The organism is Empedobacter stercoris, assembly GCF_025244765.1.
Lineage (GTDB): Bacteria > Bacteroidota > Bacteroidia > Flavobacteriales > Weeksellaceae > Empedobacter > Empedobacter stercoris.
Map to the genome: position 1 here is coordinate 355,217 of NZ_CP104209.1, position 26,133 is coordinate 381,349.

At 30.1% G+C, this 26,133-nt stretch carries 14 protein-coding genes; 7 read left to right on the forward strand and 7 right to left on the reverse strand.

Features of this window, described 5'->3' with window-relative positions:
* Positions 1-18 precede the first annotated feature (18 nt).
* From NZD85_RS01665 to NZD85_RS01675, 3 genes are all read right to left on the reverse strand, one after another.
* Positions 19-1,011, reverse strand: coding sequence for an OmpA family protein (locus NZD85_RS01665; RefSeq protein WP_260542999.1), 993 nt, complete (start codon positions 1,009-1,011; stop codon positions 19-21).
* A 74-nt stretch (positions 1,012-1,085) separates the two neighbouring features.
* Positions 1,086-1,265, reverse strand: coding sequence for a hypothetical protein (locus NZD85_RS01670; protein ID WP_260543001.1), 180 nt, complete (start codon positions 1,263-1,265; stop codon positions 1,086-1,088).
* Between the two features lie 3,548 nt (positions 1,266-4,813).
* Entirely contained in the window at positions 4,814-6,451 is a 1,638-nt protein-coding gene (locus tag NZD85_RS01675; protein WP_260543003.1) for a helix-turn-helix transcriptional regulator, read from the reverse strand.
* A 346-nt stretch (positions 6,452-6,797) separates the two neighbouring features.
* Here NZD85_RS01675 and NZD85_RS01680 point away from each other — a divergent pair, with 346 nt between their 5' ends.
* The 3 genes from NZD85_RS01680 to NZD85_RS01690 all read left to right on the forward strand — a co-directional run bounded on the left by NZD85_RS01680 (position 6,798) and on the right by NZD85_RS01690 (position 8,897).
* Complete coding sequence (locus NZD85_RS01680; protein WP_260543005.1) at positions 6,798-7,034, forward strand: hypothetical protein; 237 nt, start codon at positions 6,798-6,800, stop codon at positions 7,032-7,034.
* Between the two features lie 28 nt (positions 7,035-7,062).
* A complete protein-coding gene (locus tag NZD85_RS01685) occupies positions 7,063-8,532 on the forward strand; it encodes a DoxX family protein (protein WP_260543007.1) in 1,470 nt (489 codons plus the stop codon).
* Between the two features lie 74 nt (positions 8,533-8,606).
* Entirely contained in the window at positions 8,607-8,897 is a 291-nt protein-coding gene (locus tag NZD85_RS01690) for a DUF6520 family protein (protein WP_221855747.1), read from the forward strand.
* Positions 8,898-8,936: 39 nt separating this feature from the next.
* On the opposite strand, the gene NZD85_RS01695 is transcribed toward NZD85_RS01690, so the two are convergent.
* Genes NZD85_RS01695 through NZD85_RS01710 form a run of 4 tightly spaced genes read right to left on the reverse strand, consistent with a single transcriptional unit; the run spans position 8,937 to position 15,856 of the window.
* The gene (locus NZD85_RS01695) at positions 8,937-11,441 is read right to left on the reverse strand and encodes an alpha/beta hydrolase family protein (protein ID WP_260543009.1); all 2,505 of its coding nucleotides are present in this window, start codon (positions 11,439-11,441) and stop codon (positions 8,937-8,939) included.
* Between the two features lie 59 nt (positions 11,442-11,500).
* Complete coding sequence (locus NZD85_RS01700) at positions 11,501-11,998, reverse strand: RagB/SusD family nutrient uptake outer membrane protein (protein WP_260544534.1); 498 nt, start codon at positions 11,996-11,998, stop codon at positions 11,501-11,503.
* Positions 11,989-12,870, reverse strand: coding sequence for a RagB/SusD family nutrient uptake outer membrane protein (locus tag NZD85_RS01705; protein WP_260543011.1), 882 nt, complete (start codon positions 12,868-12,870; stop codon positions 11,989-11,991). Before NZD85_RS01705 ends, NZD85_RS01700 begins: the two co-directional genes overlap by 10 nt.
* A 28-nt stretch (positions 12,871-12,898) precedes the next feature.
* Entirely contained in the window at positions 12,899-15,856 is a 2,958-nt protein-coding gene (locus tag NZD85_RS01710) for a SusC/RagA family TonB-linked outer membrane protein (protein ID WP_260543013.1), read from the reverse strand.
* 4,415 nt (positions 15,857-20,271) lie between these two features.
* Between NZD85_RS01710 and NZD85_RS01715 the strand changes: the two genes are divergently transcribed.
* The 4 genes from NZD85_RS01715 (at position 20,272) to NZD85_RS01730 (ending at position 26,112) form a co-directional block, all read left to right on the forward strand.
* Positions 20,272-20,649 (forward strand): hypothetical protein, encoded by a 378-nt coding sequence (locus tag NZD85_RS01715; protein ID WP_260543015.1) that lies wholly within the window; start codon positions 20,272-20,274, stop codon positions 20,647-20,649.
* 316 nt (positions 20,650-20,965) lie between these two features.
* Complete coding sequence (locus NZD85_RS01720; RefSeq protein ID WP_260543017.1) at positions 20,966-22,831, forward strand: ATP-dependent nuclease; 1,866 nt, start codon at positions 20,966-20,968, stop codon at positions 22,829-22,831.
* A gap of 253 nt (positions 22,832-23,084) precedes the next feature.
* Positions 23,085-24,005, forward strand: coding sequence for a HamA C-terminal domain-containing protein (locus tag NZD85_RS01725; RefSeq protein WP_260543019.1), 921 nt, complete (start codon positions 23,085-23,087; stop codon positions 24,003-24,005).
* 1 nt (position 24,006) lies between these two features.
* Positions 24,007-26,112 (forward strand): DEAD/DEAH box helicase, encoded by a 2,106-nt coding sequence (locus tag NZD85_RS01730; protein WP_260543021.1) that lies wholly within the window; start codon positions 24,007-24,009, stop codon positions 26,110-26,112.
* Positions 26,113-26,133 lie beyond the last annotated feature (21 nt).

A 26,133-nucleotide genomic window follows, 5' to 3' on the forward strand; every position in this document is an offset into this window, starting at 1 on the left:
ATAAAACATATATAGATTTTACTTTACTTTAACCAATTCTACACGTCTATTTTTTGCTTTATTTTCTTCTGTATCATTTGCTACCAATGGTTTTTCGGCTCCATATCCTATGGCAGATAAACGTGTTTTATCAATACCTAAAGCAATTAGTTTTTGCATTACAGCATTTGCACGGTCGTTAGATAGTTTTTTGTTATGTTTAGCGTCTCCAGAATTATCTGTATGCCCTTCAATCGATATTTTCAATGCGTTATCTTTCTTTAAAGCATTTGCAATTTCAGTCACAATTTCATCACCTTCTTGTGTGATTTTTGCTTGATCAACATCAAAATTTATATATAAAATAGATTTTCCATTCTTAGTCAAATCATTAGCAATATCGTCTGCTGTTACTTTGGTAATCGTCTGCTTAAAGTTTGCTTCTTGTAGTACATTAAGCGAAGCACCAGCATTGTTAGAAAGGTATTGTATATATACATTTCCTTTATCTTTTGTGCGTAATGTCCAAAACTTCATATTTTGTCCAGCGTATCCCATATCGCCTTCACCTCCTTTATTTGGATCTTGTTTATTGTAACGCTCATATTCTTCTTTGGTTATTTCACCATCAAACACTTTAACAGCCCCGATAGATTGTAAATAATCAGCCATACTTTTTTCAAAGAAATGTTGCGAAAATTCTTCTCCTTGTTTAGGTGAAACAAAAGTTTTATATAATTTTCCTTCAAAAGGAGTCATAACACCGTTAATAGGAAAAAAACACATGTCAAATTCTTTTACCAAAGGTTTGTTCATTTCTTGTAAACCTTGCGGAAGATTTATGAAAGGAAAATCTCCAATATCAGCTGTCGAAAATGGAATTTTGTTGATGTCAAATCCCTTATCAGCAATCGTGTTTTCTTGATTCTGATTAGTATCTACTGCAACATTATTCGTTTTCTTTTCTTCTGTTTTGTTGTTACAAGAAACAATCAAAGTAGCTGCAATCGCTACAATAAATAGTTTATTCATCGCTGTTCAAATATTAATTTTATAGTATTATTTGAGATAAAAATACTATAAATTATTATCATACAGCTATTTATTTACGTAATTGTTTTAATATTTAAAGTCATCCTCTTTTTTATTTTATGAATATTGAATTCACATGCCTTACGGGGAAGAGCATCCAAAAAAAAATTTGAAATTAAAAATTTGAAATTAAAAGGAGGAGCCATGGTATGGCTCAGGTATTCCTTTTCTTTATTTTCATTTCTTCCTTTCATTTTTTTATTCATTACTTATCTATTTTTATTGTCGGTATTCATATGCCCTTCGGGGAAGCTCATCCAAAAAACGAAACAAAAAAGATGCCGACAGTAGTCTCTCAATGATTCAACTAACTAAATTATTTCCATAAAGTTGGCAACTCGCTTTGCTCAAACACTCCAACTTTTTTTATTCCAATAATTTTGAGTTGAATTGCATTTCGATACTAAATCGTCGGTTTTTTAATTCCTGTTTCTATACTAAAATTCAATTTTAATACGGGCACTGAGGCACTCGAAGTGCAGAATCCCATTCAATATGTCATTTCGAGGTATCGAGAAATCTTTATATCACTTTTTTATTCATAGCTTTTTTATTTTAATTATCGGTATTCATATGCCCTACGGGGAAATGAGCAAAAAAGTAATCAAAAAACTCTTGTCTTTGATTTTCGACGGTCAAAATTAGTTTCAGCCATTGAATGTTTTTAAATCATTATCATTCTTTCATTTTTTAAGCGCAAAAAACGAAACAAAAAACGCTTGGCTGTAAACCTCTCTACTAAAAATGTTCTCATTCCACTAAAGATTTTAAAAACCCTACGGGCTAAAATCTTTTTAACGCTGCATTCAAACATTTTCTTAACGTGAGAGTTTTAATGCCAGTTTCTTCATCCTTTTTCTATATTAAAATTCGTTATCATTTCGATTATAAACTCGTCATTGCTGAAAAGTCGAGTGTCAATTCGGTGTAAAGAGCGTTAAAAATGATTTACTGTTCGCATTTCATATACGAATGATTTAAAGCATTTAGCGAGTAGCCATTATTAACCGAATTATAAGCACAGACTTGATTTTTTTTGGTTCGTTTTTTTATCAAGAAAAAAAATGAACGTAATAAAATTATTATCTTCTTATTATCGTAAATTATGATCAGAACCTCATTCTTAATCTTAAATACATACTACTTTTTACATACTACAATTCTCATATCTCAATTCAAAAATCGTTTACATATATTCTACTGCCACTATGTTGCCTTTATCCTGCCTTCATCTTGCCTTGATGTTGGGAGTATCCTGCCATTTGGAATTGTCTATGTTCTACGTTTAACGTTTTTTATTCTTATTAATATTCAAATTCTTTTTTACCAATGAATTTTGTCATTCTGGGCTTGTCTCAGAATCGCATTCAATATGTCATTTCGAGGTATCGAGAAATCTCTTTCCTTCATTTTTTAAGCGCAAAAAACGAAACAAAAAACGCTTGGCTGTAAACCTCTCTACTAAAAATGTTCTCATTTCACTAAAGATTTTAAAAACCCTACGGGCTAAAACCTTTTTTACGTTCCATTCAATCATTTTCTTAACGTGAGAGTTTTAATGCCAGTTTCTTCATCCTTTTTCAATATTCAAATTCATTATCACTTTCAACAATTCTAAAATCTCAATTCTCATATCTAAAATCCTGTCCCTTCCGATACACGAACCTCGAACAAACCATACGGAACGCATATATAATGGATACAGAATGGTTACAGCGCTGATACACAACCGATACAGAAAAGTGTCATTTTGGATATACATCGATACAGGAATTTAACATTTTTTAACACATTATTTCTTTAATATTCTGTCATTTCAACAAATCTTTTGTCAATTTTTTATTCATAGCTTATTTATTTTAATTATCGGTATTCATATGCCCTACGGGGAAATGAGCAAAAAAGTAATCAAAAAACTCTTGTCTTTGATTTTCGACGGTCAAAATTAGTTTCAGCCATTGAATGTTTTTAAATCATTATCATTCTTTCATTTTTTAAGCGCAAAAAACGAAACAAAAAACGCTTGGCTGTAAACCTCTCTACTAAAAATATTCTCATTTCACTAAAGATTTTAAAAACCCTACGGGCTAAAACCTTTTTAACGTTGTATTCAACCATTTTCTTAACGTGAGAGATTTAATGCCAGTTTCTACGTCCTTTTTCTATATTAAAATTCATTATCACTTTCAACAATTCTAAAATCTCAATTCTCATATCTAAAATCTTGTCCCTTCCGATACACGAACCTCGAACAAACCATACGGAACGCATATATAATGGATACAGAATGGTTACAGCGCTGATACACAACCGATACAGAAAAGTGTCATTTTGGATATACATCGATACAGGAATTTAACATTTTTTAACACATTATTTCTTTAATATTCTGTCATTTCAACAAATCTTTTGTCAATTTTTTATTCATAGCTTATTTATTTTAATTATCGGTATTCATATGCCCTACGGGGAAATGAGCAAAAAAGTATTCAAAAAACTCTTGTCTTTGATTTTCGACGGTTAAAATTAGTTTCAGCCATTGAATGTTTTTAAATCATTATCATTCTTTCATTTTTTAAGCGCAAAAAACGAAACAAAAAACGCTTGGCTGTAAACCTCTCTACTAAAAATGTTCTCATTTCACTAAAGATTTTAAAAACCCTACGGGCTAAAACCTTTTAACGTTCCATTCAATCATTTTCTTAACGTGAGAGTTTTAATGCCGTTTTTCTAATTCAAGTTGATTATTAATAAAGGATTCTAAAGTTGATATACGATTTGCAGAGGAGCTTCAATCCATTGGATGAGAAACTGAAATGAATTCAGTTTGACATATTACATTTCAAATACTTATTACTTTTTACATAATACATTGTACAACAACCCTCTCAATACTAATATCTCACATCTAATTTGTACATAATACATTTTACATCGTACATCAAAAATAGTTACATACATTCTACTGCCACTATGTTGCCTTCATCTTGCCTTGATGTTGGGAGTATCCTGCCATTTGGAATTGTCTATGTTCTATGGTTAACGTGATACGTTTTTTTTCTTTCTTGCTGTCACATTGAGTAAATTTTCGTTTCATAAAAAAAGAAAATTGTATCGAAATGTCTTTTCTATGTCAGTTCTATGTACCTATGTGGTGAATATTCTTTTTTGTCATATCTTCCTTTCATTTTTTTATTCATTTCCTGTTTATTTAAATTATCGGTATTCATATGCCCTTCGGGGAAGCTCATCCAAAAAAACATTTGAAATTAAAAATTTGAGATTAAGAGGAGGAGCCACGGAGTGGCTCAGGTATTCATTTTCTTTGATGTCACTTTTTACTTGACTAAAAAGTAACCAAAAAGTCAAGGCCGTAAACCTCTCTACTAAAAATGTTTTCATTCCACTAAAGATTTTACAAACCCTACGGGCTAAAATCTTTTTTACGTTCCATTCAATCATTTTCTTAACGTGAGAGTTTTAATGCCGTTTTTCTAATTCAAGTTGATTATTAATAAAGGATTCTAAAGTTGATATACGATTTGCAGAGGAGCTTCAATCCATTGGATGAGAAACTGAAATGAATTCAGTTTGACAGATTACATTTCAAATACTTATTACATAATACATACTACAATTCTTACATCTCAATTCAAAAATCGTTTACATACATTCTACTGCCACTATGTTGCCTTTATCCTGCTACTACTTAGAGATGAAAATGTTGTTTACGTTTTTCTATTTAATCGTCTTTGTTTATATTGAATTTCAATTGTTTAATATATTCATAAGGGCGAAATGAAGTCACTTGAAAGAATACATTCGAAAATTGACGAGAAGATGAAAAACCTACTAATTCTGCTAAATCACCAATTGAATGTTGATGATACTGATCTGAATCCATTAGGAGATGAAGAACATAATTTATTCGAAGTCGATTGATGTAATTTGAAAAATTAGTTCCTTTTTCTGAATTAATAATCTTTGATAAATATGCAGAATTGGTTTTAAATGATTTTGCTAATTGAGCTAAGGTTAAAGTTTTCTGTACAAATAAGTGATTCATTTCAAAATCATTCAGCTGATTCAAAATATCATTTACAACTTCAGTCGGAATCTCAATAACGGGAGGTTCTTTTACTTTCTTTTTATCTATCGTAAGCTTTTTGAAAAAACGTTTGTAACTATACAATACCCCTATTGAACATAAAATGATCACAAAACCTATCAAAATAGGATAGATGGCGATTTTGAATTCAACATTTTTCTTCAACTTCAATAGTTCTTTTTCATCATATTCTTTTTGGAGAATAGGAGAAAGCTTTACTGTATTTTGCTGAGTTAAATGATCTAATTTTAATAACTGATTGATATAATACAATTGATTTGGGTAATTACGATTATTTTCAGAATTATGGATTAAGGCATCGTAAGCAGCACGAACATCGCTATCCAAAAACTCATATTCATTAAAAAGTTGATCTATTTTTTGAAAATATATAATTGCTTTTTGTACTTCATTTATTGTCTCGTAAGATTTACCAATATAAAAATAAGCCAAACTAAGTGAATTAGCATCTTGTTGATTTTTTAAATAATCTAATTCATTTGTTAGTATGGCTATAGATTGTTGATACTCTTTTTCTAAATAGAATTGAATTCCTTTTAAATAGGTAAAATAATGAATAAAATAGTCGTTTTGAGAATCTTGACTCAATTCCAAACCTTTATGATTAAGTTGATTAGCTTCGGTGTATTTATGTTGAGCCTGTAAAATTTGAACAGAATAATAAAGGCTATTTAAATAATAAGCTTGGTGATTGACATCTGAACTATTATTTTCAAAGTAAATAATGCATTTCTGAAACAATAGTTCCGCTTCACTAAACTGTTTTAATTGAAATTTAATTAAAGCAACATTAAAAAGGACTTTATGCGTTAAATAGTTGGATGATTTCTTATTCAATTTCTTTTCAGCTAATAAATAATTTTTTAAGGCTGGTTGAAATTTCTTGAACTGATAATGAACCAATCCTTTCGAAAGAAAACTTTGAACAATCAAATCATTATTCTTTGTCTGTTGAGCAACAACTATCGCACTATCAGCATATTTTAATTTGGTTGAATAATCCTGTGAAAAGTAAATAGCTTCCTTATAGCCATAGCACAACGTTTCGCTATCATTACTAATCTTAGCCTTTAGGATATAAGCATTAATGTACTTCCAAACTTCGGGATTGTTCTTATCGGTTTGAAATGAATCAATTCTCTGAACTAGAAAGTCATTTGTTTGTGTGCTTAGTTGATCAATTGCATAGACATTTTCGATGTTGAAAATAAGCCATAAAAATCCAATTAGAAGGGGTATAGATGTTTTCATAAGCATTGTTTTTTTAGATGAAAACAGTAGTAGATTTTCATGTAAGTTACTTATTTTAATTGAATTAGGTTTGTAAATTACCACAAATCACTAATCGATTACTCCATGAAATGTATGTATTTATAAATTTCACACATTTATACAGCGTTGTAGGATATTTTTTTCATAGTAATTTAAAAAATTAACATTTGGTAATTTATTGTTTATTAATAATATAAACGATTACAGGTGACACTTTTATAAAATCAACATAGTCTTTATGTTTTTGACGTGCTTCTTTATTGTTTTAATCATTATGCCTTCTAATTTTAAGCTAAGAATATAAATAATCCTAAAAAACACGACTATGAAAACAAAAACTTATTTATTCATTAGCATCATTAGTTTCCTATTTTATCAATGTATAGAACAGGAAGCTCCACAATTAAGATCAGATGGTTTATCTGTTGTAGAACAAAAACGCGAATCAGATTTACATATAGAATTGGATAGTGTCGTTACTGCTGATTCTATTCAAGAAGAAGCTGATCCACCAAAAGATAAAGATCCTTATATCAAGCGTACTGAAGAAGGAGGTGAGTAGTTCACTTTAAACCTAAAAACACATTAAGATGAGAAAATACGATCCATTTATACAAACACTCATCTGCTACCTATTTATTGTGTTGTTTATTTATGCGGCGGTAAGCAAGCTGATGGATTTTGAGAATTTTCAAATTCAATTGGCACAATCACCATTACTTAGTGCTTATGCAGGATTTATTTCTTATGCAGTTATTATTGCGGAAATAGTGATTGCATTACTGCTTTGTTATAAAAGATGGCGATTAATTGGGCTTTATGCTTCATTCGGATTAATGATAGCATTTACAGTCTATATTTATCTGATATTAAATTACAGCGATTTCATTCCATGTTCCTGTGGCGGTATTTTAGAAAAGATGGGATGGACAGAACATTTAATTTTTAATGTAATCTTTGTTGGTCTTTCCATCATTGCTATTATGATTACAAGAGAAAGTGTAAAACGAAAGCTTTTCTTGAAATTAATTGTAATTGGTATTTTGAGTGCGGGTTGTGTTGTTATTTTATTCTTACAATCAGAAGCAAAGATGTCTAAACAGAATCCATTTATTCGAAAATATTTGAAAGATATTGTGATTGGTAAACATTCGTATAAGCTTAAAAATAATTCACACTATTTTATTGGCGTTACAAACAATAAGCTATACTTAGGAGATCGATTTGCACCTCTTTATGTAACGGAAATAGATTTAGATAATTATCAATCTCGTGAGCTAATAATTAAAATCGACCAAGACGACTTTCCTTTTCGTACAGTTAAAATATTTATTTCATCTCCACATTTCTTTTTAGTAGATGGAACTGTTCCTGTAATCTTTAAGGGGGATATCAAAACATGGGAAGCTAAAGTATTATCAACAGATCCAACCCTTTATTTTTCGAAAGCTGTTATAAGTTCAACAGACGAGTTATTTGTACGTAAGCAAGATTTTAAAACAAAAAAAAATATACTAGCGCGATATAATTTAGCACCTTCTGTACAACAATTTACCACTACATCAATATTTGGTGAAGCAACACAAGGGATTTTTGATACAGATGGCATTCCGTTGTTTGATTTAAAACAAAATAAATTTCTATATGTATACTATTATCGAAACAATTATACAGTTGCGAATAAAAATTTAGATGTAATCACCAGATCTCATACAATAGACACCACCCGTTTAGCGCCACTTAAAGTTATAACGAATCAGCAAAATCAGCAAAAATTATTAAATCCCAATAGTGTAATAAACCGCTTAGCAGCGGTAGATAATGGGTTATTGTATATAAATTCTACTAAAAAAGGACAATTTGAAGATAATCAAGTGTGGAAACAAGCTTCTGCAGTAGATATATATGATTATCAAAAACAATTGTATAAAGGCAGTTTTTATCTCTATGATGTTGATCGTCAAAAAACAAATGAATTTATTATTAACAACAATAATTTATATGCAATTATAAAGAATCAACTGGTTGTATATACGCTTAATACGAAAATCATACAATAAACTATCGGCCGATAGCAGGAGGATAACCGAACACCTGTATAATATAGTAGGTTAAAACCAAAAAAAATCAAAAAATGAAAAATTTAAAACTTCAAACAGTATTGCCTATTGCAGCATTTTTATTGGCTGGAATAGGAGCGTTTGCTACGCAGCAAACTAAAAGCAACGAATCTATCAAAGATGCTGCTTTAATCGATGGATTTATTCGACATAGTTCGTCTACAGATTGTGAAGAAATTAAAGTTGATTGTACACAAGAACGTACAGATCAACTTTGTATGACAGAAGAAGCAACTCCACAGCAAGTTTGGCAAAAAAATGGTGTTGGCCAGTGTGTTTTAGAATTATATAAACCAATTAATTAAAAATAGAGGTTCCGAAAGGAACCTCTTCTTATTTGTAGGTTATTTAATCCAACTACTTTTTGGTTCGTTTTTCAAATAAAAAGCAAACCATTGTTCTATTCTCCTTGTCAAATCTGTTTGATCTTCTTTGCTTGATACAAAATGTCTTGCTTCAGGATAGCGTAGCATAACAATCTTTTTTTTGAGTTTTCTCAAAGCGGTATAAATTGTCATCGTTTGTTCTGGAGGTACATTAGTATCATTTTTACCTGTCCAACTCAATATTGGTGTTGTGATTCTACTTGCATGATACAAAGGTGAATTTTTTATGTAAAGTTCGGGCGCTTCAAAAAATGGCTTTTTTATTCTAAATTGAAAATTTTCATAGCGCCAGCTTTCTGTTTTTTCGTAAGGTTCATTCCAAAAATAGTCTTTTACCAAGTCAAATAAACTTGCTCCCGTAACAGCAGCACTAAATAAATCGGTTTGTGTAAGTATAAAATTGGTTTCATATCCTCCAAATGACTGTCCAATCAATCCTATTTTTCCTTTTTCAGTTACACCTTCATCAATTAGTTTATTCAAAACTCCTACAACTGAATTTGTAGCAGATGCACCTGTAAAACCTTTATCATATGCCATATCGGGAAGTACAACAATATAACCTTGTTGCGTAAGATTTGATACATTAAATCCTATGTTGTTATACATCGATGGATTGTGGTATTCTTTTACTGTTTGTGACAAATTTTCGTAGACACGAACTATAGCAGGATATACATTTCCTTTCTTGTAATTCGGTGGGTAAAATATAGCAGCTTTTAGTTTTTTTCCATCTATAGTTGTGTAATGCAATAATTCGGATGTTCCCCAATCATAAAGATAATGTTGTTTATTCGTTGCGAATAATTGTATTGGTTCACTTTTCATATCTTTTTTATACCACAATTCTGGTGGTAAATTATAGGCTTCTTTTAAGTAAATAAAATCTGTTGTTAACTTGGCTTGTTGCAACTTTGTATATAAAAAATCATGACTTGTCAATAGTAAATCAATTGTATGATTTGGTTTTAATATGGCATAAGATTTAATTCTTGTATTTAGATCGTTTATAACCAACCTGTTGTTCTTAGTTTCGTCAATAAGACGGATATCCGACGTATTTTTTGATTTCGTCAATAACTCAAAACGAAAAACTTGCTGCGACTCTCTGCCTTTTGTCAACTTAGTAGAAGCTAATGTCTTTACATTTATTTTCCAAATATCATAGGTGTCATATAGATAGAGGTATTGTTTATCATTTGAGATTCCTGCAATTCCCCATGCAATTTGTTGATAACCTTCATCTAGTATTTTGTTATCCCATTCGGCATGTATGGAAGAAGTCAGATTTGTAGCTGTTTCAAGTTTTGTATTATACCACCACCAATTATTGTCATAGTAGTAAACAAAATCATCTGTTTGTCCTACATTTCCGAATAAATGAGTATTTGGATCAAATTCTTGAATAATTCTTTTCTTAACAGCTGTTTTCGAATCATAGAAATAAACATCATAATCGTTTATTAATTTATTATCTGTTGTGTTTTGATATGGGTTGTATAATAAGAGCTTATTACTATTCGATAAATAATGTATATTAGGTAGTTCATCGTCTGTAATCTGTTTTACAGTATTTTCTACTCTATTCCAAACCCAAGTATAAGGGGTATAACCACGTTCATCTCTCATTTTTCTAATTGGATAGATCAGCTGATCCGAACCATACCATATTTCTACAGAATCATTTGTTGTTCTGTTTATCAACTTCTTTTTGGCATTGAAATAAATGAATTCAGCATTAGCAGAAAGATACAATGTATTTGATGTTTGATCGATTTCGTCTTCTATCAAATTAGTATTCATACAGTCTAAGTTTTTACTTTTTAGATCAAAATAACAAATGCTAGACAAGGCGTTTTCGTTTTTCGATAATATAACGACACCATTGTCGTTCCACTTAAAATTAGTGTAAGAACCAGCTTCTTTATGTGCTACCGCATTAGATGATAAAGGGTGAGAAAGATCTATGTATTCTAAAAAGACACTAGTATCAACTATTTTTTCATAAACCATTCGATTTGTTTCATTATCAAAACTATAATTACGCGTATTTTCAATGGTTTTTATACTATTACCTTTTATATCTCGCAAAACAATTCGTTGTGCATTGTTGTGTTTTTCTATGGAAATAAGAATATTCTTGTCCACTGAAACAACATATTTCTTTACAGCAGGAATCTCAATATTTTCTAGCGTTTTTAAATTAAGTACAGAAAGATTATTGTTTTTTAACCATAGAAAAGAATTTTCTTTCATAAAAGCACCTTCTCTTATTCCAGCAATACTTATTTGTTGTTTCGTCAAGTTATTAATTAAAAATACAGTATCTGTAGTAGCGTAAGACATACTAATAGTAGACCAATTCCCTTTTTCAGAAATTTGCGAACCAATAACTTTTCCCCATTTATCGTATTCAGATTCTTTTACTGTTCGGTGAGTATGTTGTGCAAATACAGGCTTCATGTTAAATAAAAACATGAGGTGTATTAATACAATAAAATGCTTCAATATAGTTGTTTTCATTAGTATCCAGTGTTTTGTGTTAAATTCGAATTCTTTAATATTTCTTGTTCAGGAATTGGCCATTGTTGGCAATAGCTTTTCCAATTTGATTTTGTTGGAGTTAATACTTGATCGATTAGATTCAATCGTTTTAAATCAAAAAAACGATGCCCAAATTCACAGAAGAACTCATGCTGTCTTTCTTGTAAAATAGCTTCTATAAATTCCTCATCAGTCAATACGATATAAGCAGGCAAACCAGCTCTTGATCTAATTTTGTTAAGATCTTGTAAGGCACCTACTTTATTTTGTTGTTTTAGACGTGCCTCAGCTCGAATTAAAAATTGTTCTGCTAATCGAAAAACAACCGAGTTTTCTGTTGTTGAAGAAGAGTTTGTTCTTTGTTTGTATTTATAAGCATGTTTCCAAGTACTTGTACCGTTAGTAACTTCTCTTACCCAGTTTTTTTGACGAAGATCATTTGGTTCAAACTGTGTATTTACTTTTGTTAAAGCAATAGAAGTAGGAGGACCAGTTGCGACATAGTATACGTACCACCTTCATACGCATAATTACCAGCTTGCTTAGGAGAAATTTGCCAAATAATCGATTTATTCTCTTTCAAAAACTCTTGATTAACATCTTGTTGCCATTCTATAGAAGGAGTATTAATTACTGTAGAAGCCCATTTTTCAGCATTTACCCAATTTCCTTTATACAATTCTACACGTGCTAGTAAAGCTTGTGCAGTTACTTGATTAGGACGATTACGTTGTAGTGTTATTAGTGAAGATAATAGCGGTATAGCTACTTCTAAATCTTGTGTAATTTGTTCATACACTTTTGTTTTCTCTAAACGAGAAACACTTTTATTCAACTCATAATTCGTTGTTTTTATATAAGGAATATCGCCATAGGTATTCACTAAATAAAAATGGAGCAATGCTCTCACAAAAAGTGCTTCACCTATAAAACCATTTTTATCTGGTGTAGATAAGCCTTTACTATTTTGGCATCCTTCTATAATAGCATTTGCCATATAAATCTGATAATAGGTTTGCGACCAATATTGTAGTACAGTGGCGCTATTTGCCTGTAATGTATTATTATATAAATTTTGAGATTCTACTTGATTGATTTGATACGAATCTAATTCATCGGTATATAGACCAATAGAAACAGGAAAAGCACTCATTTGCCCACTTACAAAACCTTTTTCTCTCATATCTGCATATAGGTTAATAAGCGCAGCATTTGTTGTCTTTTTATCAGCAAAAACCAACTCACTATTGTATTGAGAAGTAGGAACATCAACATCCAAAAAATCATTGCATCTAAAGAATAAGACGCTTATAACGACTGTTAAACTTAACGTATATATATTTTTCATTGTGCTAAATTTTATTATTCTTATCAGACTAAAAGTTTAATTTCATTCCCATTACGATGGTACGAAGAGGAGGGAGAAATCGGTTGTACTTAAATTCGGGATCACCTCCTTTATAAGGCGTTAGAGTAAATAGATTTTGACCTTGTAGAAAGATTTGAGGTTTCAAGAAATGATCTTTTAAAGGAATATCATAGGTAATCGAAATGTTTTTCAATCGGATGTAAGAAGCATCCACAATAGAAAGCGTACTACTTCGCATTAAATTATAATTAGCCGCTATTTGAGAATTTTTAGTACTATATGGTTGCATAGGTATACCATAGTCTACTAATTGATTGGTCATAGTACCAGCTATTGCTGTAGGCAAGTACAATTGTCGTTCTTGTTTTACAAACTGAAATAACATATCTAAACTCAACTGTTTGTACCGAATTTGATTGGCAATACCACCATAATAAGAAGGATTAAGATCGACGAGTACAACTCGATCTTTTAGAGAAGTTATTATACCATCTCCATCATAATCATAGAATTCATATTGATTATTTGTAGGATTTATACCTGTGTATTGATAAAGTTTGATGCTGTTAATTGATCGACCGATAACATAAGTATTGGCGTAAGCAGAGCTTTCAAGATCTGGATAAGATAGTAGCTTGTTCCGATTAAAAGATAAATTAACCTCTGTTGTCCACTTCCAATTATTAGTCGTTATATTTTTGGAACCAAGTGTAAATTCCCATCCTTTATTTTCTACTGTTGCAGGTAAATTTCCAGAAAAAGAAGAAAAACCAGTTGTCGTAGGTAGAGCAATACCGACCAATTGATTTCCTGATCTGTTTTGATAATAAGCCATAGAAAAATTAAGACGATCATGTAGAAAACCTAATTCTAGCGCAACTTCTAATTTGCGATTTGTCTCCCAATGATAATTGGGATTATATAACCGAATAGGACTTAAACCAACTGTCCCATTATATGGATTGGATGTTGTTTGATAGTTATCTAAATATTGATAATCTCCAATATTATCACTTCCTGTAATTCCATAACTACCACGTAATTTCCCAAAACTCAACCATGATACTTCACGTAGAAAACTTTCTTTCGAAAAAAGCCAAGCCGCACCAATTGCACCAAAATTAGAATATCTATTCTGAGGACTAAAACGACTCGAGCCATCTCGTCTAGCTGTTACGTTAAGTATATATTTATCATGTAAGATGTAATTCAATCGTCCATAAAAAGCTTGATAACGGTAATTTGTTTTTTCATCTAAGCCTATTAATTGTAAAGCAGCAGTAGACAAAGACAATAACATTTCATTAGAAGGGAAATCGGCGGCAGTTAAATACAGCCTATCAGTTTTTTGATCCTGAAAAGTTGCACCTATAAGAAAAGAAAAACGATGTTGATTCCATTTCTTATCCCAACTTAGTTGAGGTTCTATAATCCATGAAGAACGATTAGTTTGATTAGATTCTACACTTGATGATTCACTACCTTGTCCAGAAGAAGGATTATACATCGTTGACGGAAAAGTTCTCAACTCTCGGCTATGCAATTGGGTAAACCCTAAATTGGTTTTAAAAGTTAATTCAGGTAAAATAGCATAGCTCAACATCATATTAGCGGTTAGATTATCTATTTTTGATAGAAATTTAGACTCTAAACTTGCCAATGGATTGGTCCATGTATTATTTGCCCAATTCAATTGTCCATTCTCATCATATAAAGCAGGAGCATTGGGTGCTAATTCTCTTGCAACAGTTGTTAAATCAGTAGAAGGTTGATTGTTATTTTGATTGCTATAATTACCCGTAAATAAGAAATTAAACTTTTTAGCCTTGTAGTTTAAAGCCAAATGAACAGCATTTTTCAAATACTTAAATGCTCCTGGATAAACAGTAGTTTCTTCGTGATGTGTACCATTCACGGTATAATTAAAAGCGGTGTTACCACCACTTATAGAAGTTTGTATCGTGTTATATTCTGCTGTACCTCCAATTAATTCTTTTTGCCAATCGGTAGATCGGGTTTGATCCCATGTCCCGTTTATATCATAGGCATTTGTAGGATAAGTAGAAATACCATCGTAGGCATAAGCCTGTCTACGCATATCAAGGTATTGTTCGGTATTCATCAATTTCAACGGACGTGTAATTTTTCCTAACCCCATCGATGTCCGAATACTTACCTGTGTAGCACCTATTTTCCCCTGTTTAGTTGTAACGAGCACCACACCATTTGCTCCACGCGATCCATAAATAGCTGTAGCATCGGCATCTTTCAGTACTTCTATACTTTCTATATCAGCAGGGTTAATCGTAGATAACGGACTTGTAAAAGAAGGTCTGTTTCCAGAGGTAGATGTGCCTCCAATAGGATCCGAAGAGTAGGGGATACCATCTATAATGAATAAAGGTTGATTGGCATCGGGTCTTAAACTGTTCTGTCCCCGTATTTTTATCTGAAATCCACCTCCAGAACCACCACTTTCTTGAGTTATTTCTACTCCTGCCATTCGTCCTTGTAGCGTTGCTAAAAAATTATCTACAGGCTGATTTTCTATTTCCTTAGCCGTAACACGTGCAATAGACCCCGTACGTTCTTTGTCTTTTACAGCATAGTACCCTGCATTTATCACCACATCTTTCAGCTGAATTTCATTCTCTTCTTTTGTGAAACTTATATTTATCACACTTCTATTCAATACCTCTTCTTCACGAATAGGGAAATCCAATTGCTCAAAAATAAGTTTAGCATTGTCTTGTTGTAAGGTCAACGCATAGTATCCATTTGCATCAGTTCGCACACTATTCTGTGTACCTTCTTCTGTTACTACCACGCCAGAGAGCAAATGGTTATGATCTTTCACCGTTCCAGTCACGGTTTTTCCTGTTTGTGCAAATAGGGGTGTAGCACAAACCAATCCCAATAGCACACTTATTATATGCCTATTGAGTTTAAAGTAAAATATTTTCATAATTTTACATAAGTTTTTTAAAATTCAACATTAGTTTTAAAAGCCACTCCTTTTCCAGTACATCGCGCCAACTTTGTTTTTGGGAAAGGGGTTTTTGTTTTTTTTTACGTTTTACGGTCTACGCTTAACGTTTTACGTTTTTATTCTTATTTATATTCAAATCCACTTTTTAATAACAAATTTTGTCATTCTGGGCTTGTCTCAGAATCGCATCTAATATGTCATTTCGAGGTATCGAGAAATCTTTTGTCACTTTTTTTCGTCAAAAAAACTAACGAAAAAAGACTTGTCTTTGATTTTCGACGGTCAAAATAAGTTTCAGCCATTCAATGTTTTAAATCATTTGCTACGCAAACAGTAAAACATTTTAACCATTTACTTCAACTTTTTGACACTCGCCTCCAAATCATATGACATTTTTTTAATCCTATTTAAACATTCAAATCCTTTTTTAACAATGAATTTATAAACCGTCATTGCTGAAAAGTCGAGTGTCAATTCGGCGTAAAGAGCGTTAAAAATGATTTATGTTCGCATTTCATATGCGAATGTTCTAAAGCATTTAGCGAATAGCCGTTATTGACCGACTTGTAAGCACAGACTTGATTTTTTTGGTTCGTTTTTTCATCAAGGAAAAAATGAACATATAATTATTAATCAACTTGTAACAATTTTACCTAAGCTCCACTGGAGCTTCTCCTTTTAATTTCAAATGTTTTCTCATCAAGGAAAAAATGAATGTAAAATTCTTTCTATCACTTTTTTATTCATAGCTTATCTATTTTTATTGTCGGTATTCATGTGCCCTTCGGGGAACAGTCAAAAAAACTAACGAAAAAAGACTTGTCTTTGATTTTCGACGGTCAAAATTAGTTTCAGCCATTCAATATTTTAAATCATTTGCTACGCAAACAGTAAAATATTTTAACCATTCTCTTCAACTTTTTGACACTCGCCTCCAAATCATATGACATTTTTCTAATCCTTTTTTCAATACTCAAATCCATTTATAACAACGAATTTATAAATCGTCATTGCTAAAAAGTTGAGTGTCAATTCGGCGTAAAGAGCGTTAAAAATGATTTATGTTCGCATTTCATATGCGAATGTTCTAAAGCATTTAGCGAGTAGCCGTTATTGACCGACTTGTAAGCACAGACTTGATTTTTTTGGTTCGTTTTTTCATCAAGGAAAAAATGAACATATAATTATTAATCAACTTGTAACAATTTTACCTAAGCTCCACAGGAGCTTCTCCTTTTAATTTCAAATTCTTAATCTCAAATGTTTTTTCATCAAGGAAAAAATGAATAAATACTGTTTTTATACTACTTTTTAAGTTACACCCAAAATTCCCCCTCCAACAGTTTTAAAAATTACATTAATAAATGAAAACTAAAATTTAACACTAATTACTTTATGAAGATCATTTACTTTCTTATTGTGTTGTCTTCGAGGGATAGATGTGAGTCTATATTCTTATACTTTTTATGTTTTTATTTTTATTTTAATTCACTAATAACACGGTCACTGAGGCACTCGAAGTGCAGAATCTTTCGATTTTTTTTCTTCTAACTTTTACCTTAATGCAAAAGTTACAAAACATCAAGTCTTTGATTTTCGACGGTCAAAATAAGTTTCAGCCATTGAATGTTTTAAATCATTTGCTACGCAAACAGTAAAACATTTTAACCATTCTCTTCAACTTTTTGACACTCGCCTCCAAATCATATGACATTTTTCTAATCCTTTTTTCAATACTCAAATACACTTTTTACAACGAATTCAAAACCGTCATTGCTGAAAAGTCGAGTGTCAATTCGGCGTAAAGAGCGTTAAAAATGATTTACTGTTCGCATTTCATATGCGAATGTTCTAAAGCATTTAGCGAATAGCCGTTATTGACCGACTTGTAAGCACAGACTTGTAATGCTTTGCATTCATGAATACCATAAAATAATAATAAACCATATGAATAACTTTTTGGTTCGTTTTTTCATCAAGGAAAAAATGAACGTAATAAAATAAAGAACTACTAATCCTCTTAATATATCCAATTTCTCTTTAGGCTCTTATCTCGCTGTCATTCTGAGCTTGTCTCAGAATCGCATCCTTTATAAATCCCCCGATATAGACAAGTTTTAAAAAATACATTAATAAATGAAAACTAAAATTTAACACTAATTACTTTATGAAGATCATTTACTTTCTTCTTAAGGCGTCTTCGGGGGATAGAGTGTGAATCTGTTTACTCTTTCATAATTTTACATAAGTTTTTTAAAATTCAACATTAGTTTTAAAAGCCACTCCTTTTCCAGTACATCGCGCCAACTTTGTTTTTGGGAAAGGAGGTTTTATTTTTTTACGTTTTACGTGATACGCTTAACGTTTTACGTTTTTATTCTTATTTATATTCAAATTCACTTTTTAATAACAAATTTTGTCATTCTGGGCTTGTCTCAGAATCGCATCCAATATGTCATTTCGAGGTATCGAGAAATCTTTCTATCACTTTTTTGAGAGCAAAAAAGTAATCAAAAAACTCTTGTCTTTGATTTTCGACGGTCAAAATTGGTTTCAGCCATTCAATATTTTAAATCATTTGCTACGCAAACAGTAAAATATTTTAACCATGGCGATCAACTTTTTGACACTCGCCTCCAAATCATATGACATTTTTTTAATCCTATTTAAACATTCAAATCCTTTTTTAACAATGAATTTATAAACCGTCATTGCTGAAAAGTCGAGTGTCAATTCGGCGTAAAGAGCGTTAAAAATGATTTACTGTTCGCATTTCACATGCGAATGATTTAAAGCATTTAGCGAATAGCCGTTATTGACCGACTTGTAAGCACAGACTTGATTTTTTGATTACTTTTTGATCAAGCAAAAAGCAATAAATAGAGAACTTCTTATTATCGTAAATTCCATTTAGAACCTCATTTCTATTATCACGCGCGTGCATTCGCGCCTGTTTATCCTATATTCCTCCTAAAATATCCCCCTCCGACAGGTTTTAAAAAATACATTAATAAATGAAAAAATTAACACTAATCATTTTATGAAGATCATTTACTTTCTTATTGTGTTGTCTTCGGGGGATAGAGTGTGAATCTGTTTACTCTTTCATAATTTTACATAAGTTTTTTAATTCAACATTAGTTTTAAAAGCCACTCCTTTTCCAGTACATCGCGCCAACTTTGTTTTTGGGAAAGGGGTTTTGGTTTTTTATTTCAAATTTGTTCTTTATTTTCATTTTTTGAGCGCAAAAAACGAAACAAAAAACGCTTGGCTGTAAACCTCTCTACTAAAAATGTTTTCACTCCTCTAAAGATTTTACAAACCCTACGGGCTAAAACCTTTTTAACGTTGCACTCAAACATTTTCTTAACGTGAGAGTTTTAATGCCGGTTTTTCATCCTTTTTCAATATTCAAATTCATTGTCATATAAATTCTCAAATCCCGCACCTCGAATTTCGAATTTCGCGTCTCGAATCTCGAATCTAAAATCTAACATCTAATCTGTACTTTTTACTTAATACATAGTACATAGTACATCCTAACAATCCCTTCCGATACACGAACCACGAACAAACCATACGGAACACATATACAATGGATACAGAATGGATATAGCGCGGATACATAACCGATACAGAAAAGTGTCATTTTCGATATACACCGATACAGAAATTTAACACTTTTTAACACTTTATTTTCTAATATTCTGTCATTTCAAGAAATCTAATCTGTACATAATTGAATTCTCTCAATACTAAAATCTCACATCTCACATCTAAATAATAGGTAGCAGAACCCCAATAAATTTGGAAAATGATATGAAAGGCATTACTTTTAATGTGCGAAAAATAAAAGTATAACCAACTGTCAAAGTCTCCTTACCGAGGCTCTGATAGAGAGCGTGTAAAGAAAGGATAGCCCTTTGCTTTACGATCCGTGTTTTAAAAATGTTATAAATACGGAGTATTGTTCTTTAAAAGAATGGTTAAAACAAACAGACTTTGTCTGGTGGTTTTTTACGGATGAATGGAAATTGTTTCGTTCTCATTTTGTGTTGGGTTTTATGGAACGATGTTTCTCGAGTATGAAGAAATACTTGCAAAAAAGCAAGGCGGCTTCACTACTTAGGACCGAGGGTGACCAAACCCACTTATAAATCCTTCGATTTTATAAGTTATTACCTAAAGTATATGTGAAAACCGCCCATGCCGTATGCGAAAGTACAAAACTTTTCAGACATGGAGCGATTCCACGATACTCTCGATAATAAAATTGGTCATTTCGGTTCGAGATTACATCGTTTTAATTCGTCTTTATAGACTAATTATCAATTCGCTAAAACAAATGTATAAAAAATAACTGGAATATAATGCAAGTTTTTTTAAAAATATGTCAAAAAAGATTAATAAAATAAAAGAAGCTATAAAAGATTCATCTTTACAAGTTGTTGCATTATCATTATTTCTTGATTTAGATGATACAACGATTAGTAAATGGAATTCTAATATTTCTCAACCTAGTTTAAAAAGATTAGATGAATTAGGTGAAATATTAGAAGTAGATAACATAGATTTGTTACAATCCAATCCAAGAAAATCTACAGGACTAGCAAAAGCGTTACAAAATGAATATAAACGATTACTTAAAGCTGGTTTGCCTACTAAAATTCAATTATCAGATGTTAACGGAGATACAAAAGAAATCAATAATCCTGAATTTGTGAAAGCTCTTCAAGAATTTGTATGTAATTATAGAAAAAATAAATAAAACACTTAAGTAATTAAAAACGTTTTGTTTAAAATCAATATACTAAATTAGTAGTATTAACCAGTAGGCATGTTAAAGTTAGTAATAGTACTCTGGAGTTAATTTTAGGTTTGTCTAACTCCAGAGTTTTTGTTTATATATAATATAAACAAAGGGCTCTATATAGAATCTTTAATTATTCTATAATATTTTACACAACAATGGTTATAAATTAGATTATTTTATATATTTGAAGTTAAATTAGCGAATCTATATTTTACTTCGTAAATTAAGATGACATAAATAACCAAAATTGTATAAAAACTATAATCTATAAATGTTTATTTCTAAAATATTTATCAAAAACTTTAAATGTATCAAGGAATTATCTATTTATCCTAATGAGAAATTTAATGTAATTATTGGTGAGAACAATCAAGGCAAAACCACAATTTTTGAAGCTTTACAAACTTGGTATAGATGTTACCAACTGTATATTAGACCAAATAAAACGGATTTTTATGTTGGAAATAATCTTTATTTACCTTATAAAGATTTAAATTTTTTAAGGCTTGCAAAAGATACTGATTTATATAATTCAACTCCAAATGAAGCATTAATTGGATTGACAATTGTTGATACAGACATATCGGGAAGTCAAGTACAATTTGATTTACAATTTAAAATAAATAGACCTCAATCAATTTCAAACGCGTACCTACGTGTTTTAAAATATAATAATCAACAATTTCTTTCGTTTTCGACACATCTAAAAACAAAGCATATAAAACTTGATGAAGCTATTTTTTTATATCAAACAAGCCCGATAGCTCAAGTTTTAGCACAAGAACCTTTTATGAATGAAGGTCAAGTTAGAAAAAAAATTATGCGTGGTAAATCGCAGGAAGTTCTACGTAATAAAATTCTTTTACATAGAGATTTACAGCAATTAGAACATCAAGTTTCTAACGTTCTTGGTTCTGAAATAAAATTTAAAATACTAAATAAAAATCAAAAAAATAAAGACGAATATATTAACCTACAAGTATTAAATCAAACTAAACAGTTTGATCTTCATTTACAAGGTAGTGGATTAATACAAATTTCAGAAATATTTGCTACTGTTGATTATTTAGACTCAAAGCTAAATATACTATTAATAGATGAGCCTGATAGTCACATACATTTGGCTCTACAAAAAAGATTAATTACAAATCTTAAAGCATTATCACATAATCAATCGTTTATTATTAGCCACAATGATAGCTTTGTAAATGAAACAGATGATGGAGAATTATTTTATTTAAGTCAGGATACAAAACTTTCAAAAGAATTAAAACATATAGAAGATGGTGATTTAATTAAAAAAGATTTTGGAAGTCCTATTTTAACTTTAGAAAGACTCAATAATTCAGATAATATAATTTTTGTAGAAGGTAAAGATGACAAAAAATATATCACCAAAATTTTAGAAAAATTTGTAGAATCTGATATAATAACAAATAAATCTGAAATTAAGAAATGTTACTATTTTCATATAAGAGGAAAAGATAATTTGGGTACTAAATTGGAACACAATAAAAGAACTTTAAGTCAATTATTTAATGATAAAAAATATGTTGTTGTTACTGATAAAGATTTTACATCTATTCAAAAGAGTAATGAATTAAATAATACTATAAAAAGTAAATTAGGTTCAACCTCTGAATCGTTATGTCACGATGGCTACTGCATTGAATCAACATTATTTAGTGATTTAAATAAACTACATCAGTACTTATCATTTGTAACAACTCTGGAAATTGCAACAATTGAAAGTAATTCTTATACCATATTAGATAATATTATTAATGAAACGAAGAATGTTACTTCAACAAGATATCAAAAGCTTGAACAACAGTTTAATTCACAAAAAAATAATAGACCAGAATTATCGACAACTAATTTGAGTGAAATAATTGTAGATTCAACAGGCAATAGAGATGCGATAAAATATTTAATGAACAAAAAAACTATAAGAGAATATGTTACTTCATTAGAAGATAGTTGTAATGTAACAATTATTCCGAACAGCACACATTTATCTGACGAAGATTTTTGTATTACTCTATTTTTAGATTATATCGAAAAAATTGATATTCATAATATTATATTTAACAATCATAAAAATTTGATTGAAAAGATTTATAATGCTCAATATTAACTTCACTTAATATTTGTAACTGTTGCTCAACTCTTATTTTAAGTATAAGAACACAAAATAGTATAAATAACAACCTCTTTAAAAGTGATTTTAGGGAGGTTTTTTATTTTTACGCGAAACCGTAATTTATTATGAAATGGTTATTGTATGTTTGGAATAATATTACGAAATGTAGATATAGATGAGTTTTTTGCGAAGCTATATTTACTTCGTTAACAAACTATGTTATGCATCATTATAAACCAAACTACACATGAAATTTGAAGTTATAGTAAATGATTTTTTTGAAAATCTTAAACAAGATATTACCTTAACCCAAACAAATAATAAGAGAGTTGTTGGAATTTTAAATGATTATGAGGATGGAAAATGGCGATATGACAAATTTCAAAAATTTATTTGGGATAATATAAAAGAGACAGCGTTAAGTCATAGTGAAAGAAAAGCACTTCTTTCCGATGGAGAAAGCTCAATACTTACTGAATCAGCAAAAAAACTACGTCTTGTTGAAGCTACTGATGCAATTGGTAGAGGAAGTGAAATTGCTGAAATTGTTTTATACGGCATAATGAAACATCATTATAAAGCATTACCAATTGTACCTAAAATATTTTATAAGCAAAATAAAAAAGATGAAGCTAAAGGTTCTGATAGTGTTCATATTGTAATTGAATCTCCTGATTCTTTTTCACTTTGGTTTGGTGAGTCAAAATTTTATAATAGCATCGAAAACGCAAGATTAGATACAATTGTCGAATCGGTAAAAGATTCTCTTAGTTTAGATAAAATAAAAAAAGAAAATAGCATAATAACTAATTTAAGTGACATTAATGACTTTGATGAGATTAACGAATCACTACGCGAATCAATAAAAAATAGTCTTTCTCAAGATGTATCAATTGATAAAATTAAACCATTACTAAATATTCCAATTTTACTTTTATACGAATGTGAAGAAACCAAGAATGAAACTATATATTCTGATGATTATAAACAAAAAATGATAGATTATCATAAAGAAAGAGCGACAGAATATTTTAAAAAACAGATTAATAAATGTAAAGACGTGCATTTGTATGAAAAGATAAAGTTTCATATTGTTCTTTTTCCAATTGCAGATAAAAAAACTATAGTTGACAAATTTATACAAATAGCACAAATTTATAGAAGTTAATATGAATGAATATATATTTGAGAACTGTCAAGTTATTAATAACTTACTAATTCAAGAACATGAAAACCAAGCTAGACAAGAACTAATAAAATTATTAGATTTCCATAAAAAAAATAGTTTATCATATACTCCATTAGTCAATCATTTAATTAGAGAAACTGGATTATTTCCCTATCTAGAACCTGAAACCTCAGATTGGCAAGAACGCTTTATTTATAATGCTTTCAAAGTTGATGTTGGTGAAGAAAATCCCCTTACATTACATCGTGAACAATCATATTTACTTAAGAGTTTATTAAGTGGTAAAAACATTGCAGTGAGTGCACCAACAAGTTTTGGTAAAAGCTTTGTTATAGATGCTTATATTAAGATAAAAAAACCAAAAAATGTTTTGATTATTGTGCCTACAATAGCACTAACTGATGAAACTAGAAGACGATTATATAAAAAATTTGCTCATGAATATAAAATAATTACAACATCAGATGTTGAGTTAAGTGAAAAAAATATTTTCATATTCCCACAGGAAAGGGCAATAAATTACATTAATGTAGTAGATCAATTTGATATAATTATAGTTGATGAGTTTTACAAAGCAAGTAGTACTTTTGACAAAGAACGTTCTCCTAGCTTAATTAGAGCAATGATAAAATTAGGAGCTAAGTCAAAACAAAAATATTATTTAGCACCAAATATCACTTCTTTGGATAATAATCCTTTTACCGAGGATATGGAATTCATTAAATTAGATTTCAATACAGTTTATCTAGAAAAACATGATTTATATAAAGAAATAAATTCAACTGAAGAAAAAAGTGAAGCTCTTTTGAATATTTTAGATAAAAATAAAGGAAAAACACTAATTTATGCAGGAACATATTCAAATATAGATAGTTTAACAAATTTATTTTTAACAACGTATGGACCTACAAAAAGTGAAATATTAAATCAATTTTCTGATTGGCTTTCAAAAAATTATGATTCAAACTGGAGTTTAACAAAACTTATAAATAGAAGTATTGGTATACATAATGGACGGTTACATAGGTCATTAAGTCAAATACAAGTCAAATTATTTGAAGAAGAAAATGGTATAAACAATCTAATTTCTACATCTTCGATAATTGAGGGAGTAAACACATCTGCTGAAAATGTTATCATTTGGAGAAATAGAAAAGGTGCTGCAAAGTTAGATGATTTCACATACAAAAATATAATTGGACGAGGTGGTAGAATGTTTAAACATTTCATAGGCAAAATATATGTATTAGAACAGCCTCCAAAAGAAATACAAACCCAATTAGATATTCCATTCCCAGAGGAAATTCTTGGAGATTTAGACGAAATACCTTATCAAGGCTTATTAACAGATGAGCAAATAGCAAAACTAAAAGCACATAATGACGAAATGTCAAACCTAATTGGAGCTAAAATATATTCTGAATTAAAAGGAGAATCAGCATTTCAATCTAGTAACTCAGAATTAATTAAATTGATTGCGATTGATTTGGTACAAAATCCAGAAGAATGGAATGGTTTATTCTACTTAAATAAATTTACTCCAAAAAACTGGGATAGATTACTTTATAAAATTTTAAAACTTCAACCAGGAAACTGGGAAACTTCATATTCTACTTTTGTTGAGTTTATTAAAATAATTGCATATAATTGGAGTAAATCAATTCCTGAGTTATTATCAGAATTAGAAGATTATGATATCGGAATAGATGAATTTTTCAAACTTGAAAGAAACGTAACATACAAATTTACAGCTCTTCTACAAGATATTAATTTACTACAGAAAAGAATTCTTAATACTAAAAATTATGATATCTCAAGATTCATTACTTTATGTTCACATGCATTCTTGCCTAAGGTAGTTTATCAATTAGAAGAATATGGATTACCTAGAATGATTACAAAAAAAATACATCATTCTAATGTTATTGATTTTTATAATCCTGAATTAAATATACATAATACTATACAATTATTTTCAGAAATTGGAATTGACTACGTTATACAGAACACAAAGGAGCTTGACGAATTTGATAAGTATATAATTACTTACTTTTATGATGGAATAGAAAAAAATAATTACGCCTAACATAGGTAACTGTTGCACAAC

Excerpts from the sequence above, each read along its gene's own strand:
- NZD85_RS01665 (WP_260542999.1), bottom strand. The coding sequence starts at position 1,011 with ATGAATAAACTATTTATTGTAGCGATTGCAGCTACTTTGATTGTTTCT.
- NZD85_RS01670 (WP_260543001.1), bottom strand. The coding sequence starts at position 1,265 with ATGAAAGGAAGAAATGAAAATAAAGAAAAGGAATACCTGAGCCATACC.
- NZD85_RS01675 (WP_260543003.1), bottom strand. The coding sequence starts at position 6,451 with ATGAAAACATCTATACCCCTTCTAATTGGATTTTTATGGCTTATTTTC.
- NZD85_RS01680 (WP_260543005.1), top strand. The coding sequence starts at position 6,798 with ATGAAAACAAAAACTTATTTATTCATTAGCATCATTAGTTTCCTATTT.
- NZD85_RS01685 (WP_260543007.1), top strand. The coding sequence starts at position 7,063 with ATGAGAAAATACGATCCATTTATACAAACACTCATCTGCTACCTATTT.
- NZD85_RS01690 (WP_221855747.1), top strand. The coding sequence starts at position 8,607 with ATGAAAAATTTAAAACTTCAAACAGTATTGCCTATTGCAGCATTTTTA.
- NZD85_RS01695 (WP_260543009.1), bottom strand. The coding sequence starts at position 11,441 with ATGAAGCCTGTATTTGCACAACATACTCACCGAACAGTAAAAGAATCT.
- NZD85_RS01705 (WP_260543011.1), bottom strand. The coding sequence starts at position 12,870 with ATGAAAAATATATATACGTTAAGTTTAACAGTCGTTATAAGCGTCTTA.
- NZD85_RS01710 (WP_260543013.1), bottom strand. The coding sequence starts at position 15,856 with ATGAAAATATTTTACTTTAAACTCAATAGGCATATAATAAGTGTGCTA.
- NZD85_RS01715 (WP_260543015.1), top strand. The coding sequence starts at position 20,272 with ATGTCAAAAAAGATTAATAAAATAAAAGAAGCTATAAAAGATTCATCT.
- NZD85_RS01720 (WP_260543017.1), top strand. The coding sequence starts at position 20,966 with ATGTTTATTTCTAAAATATTTATCAAAAACTTTAAATGTATCAAGGAA.
- NZD85_RS01725 (WP_260543019.1), top strand. The coding sequence starts at position 23,085 with ATGAAATTTGAAGTTATAGTAAATGATTTTTTTGAAAATCTTAAACAA.
- NZD85_RS01730 (WP_260543021.1), top strand. The coding sequence starts at position 24,007 with ATGAATGAATATATATTTGAGAACTGTCAAGTTATTAATAACTTACTA.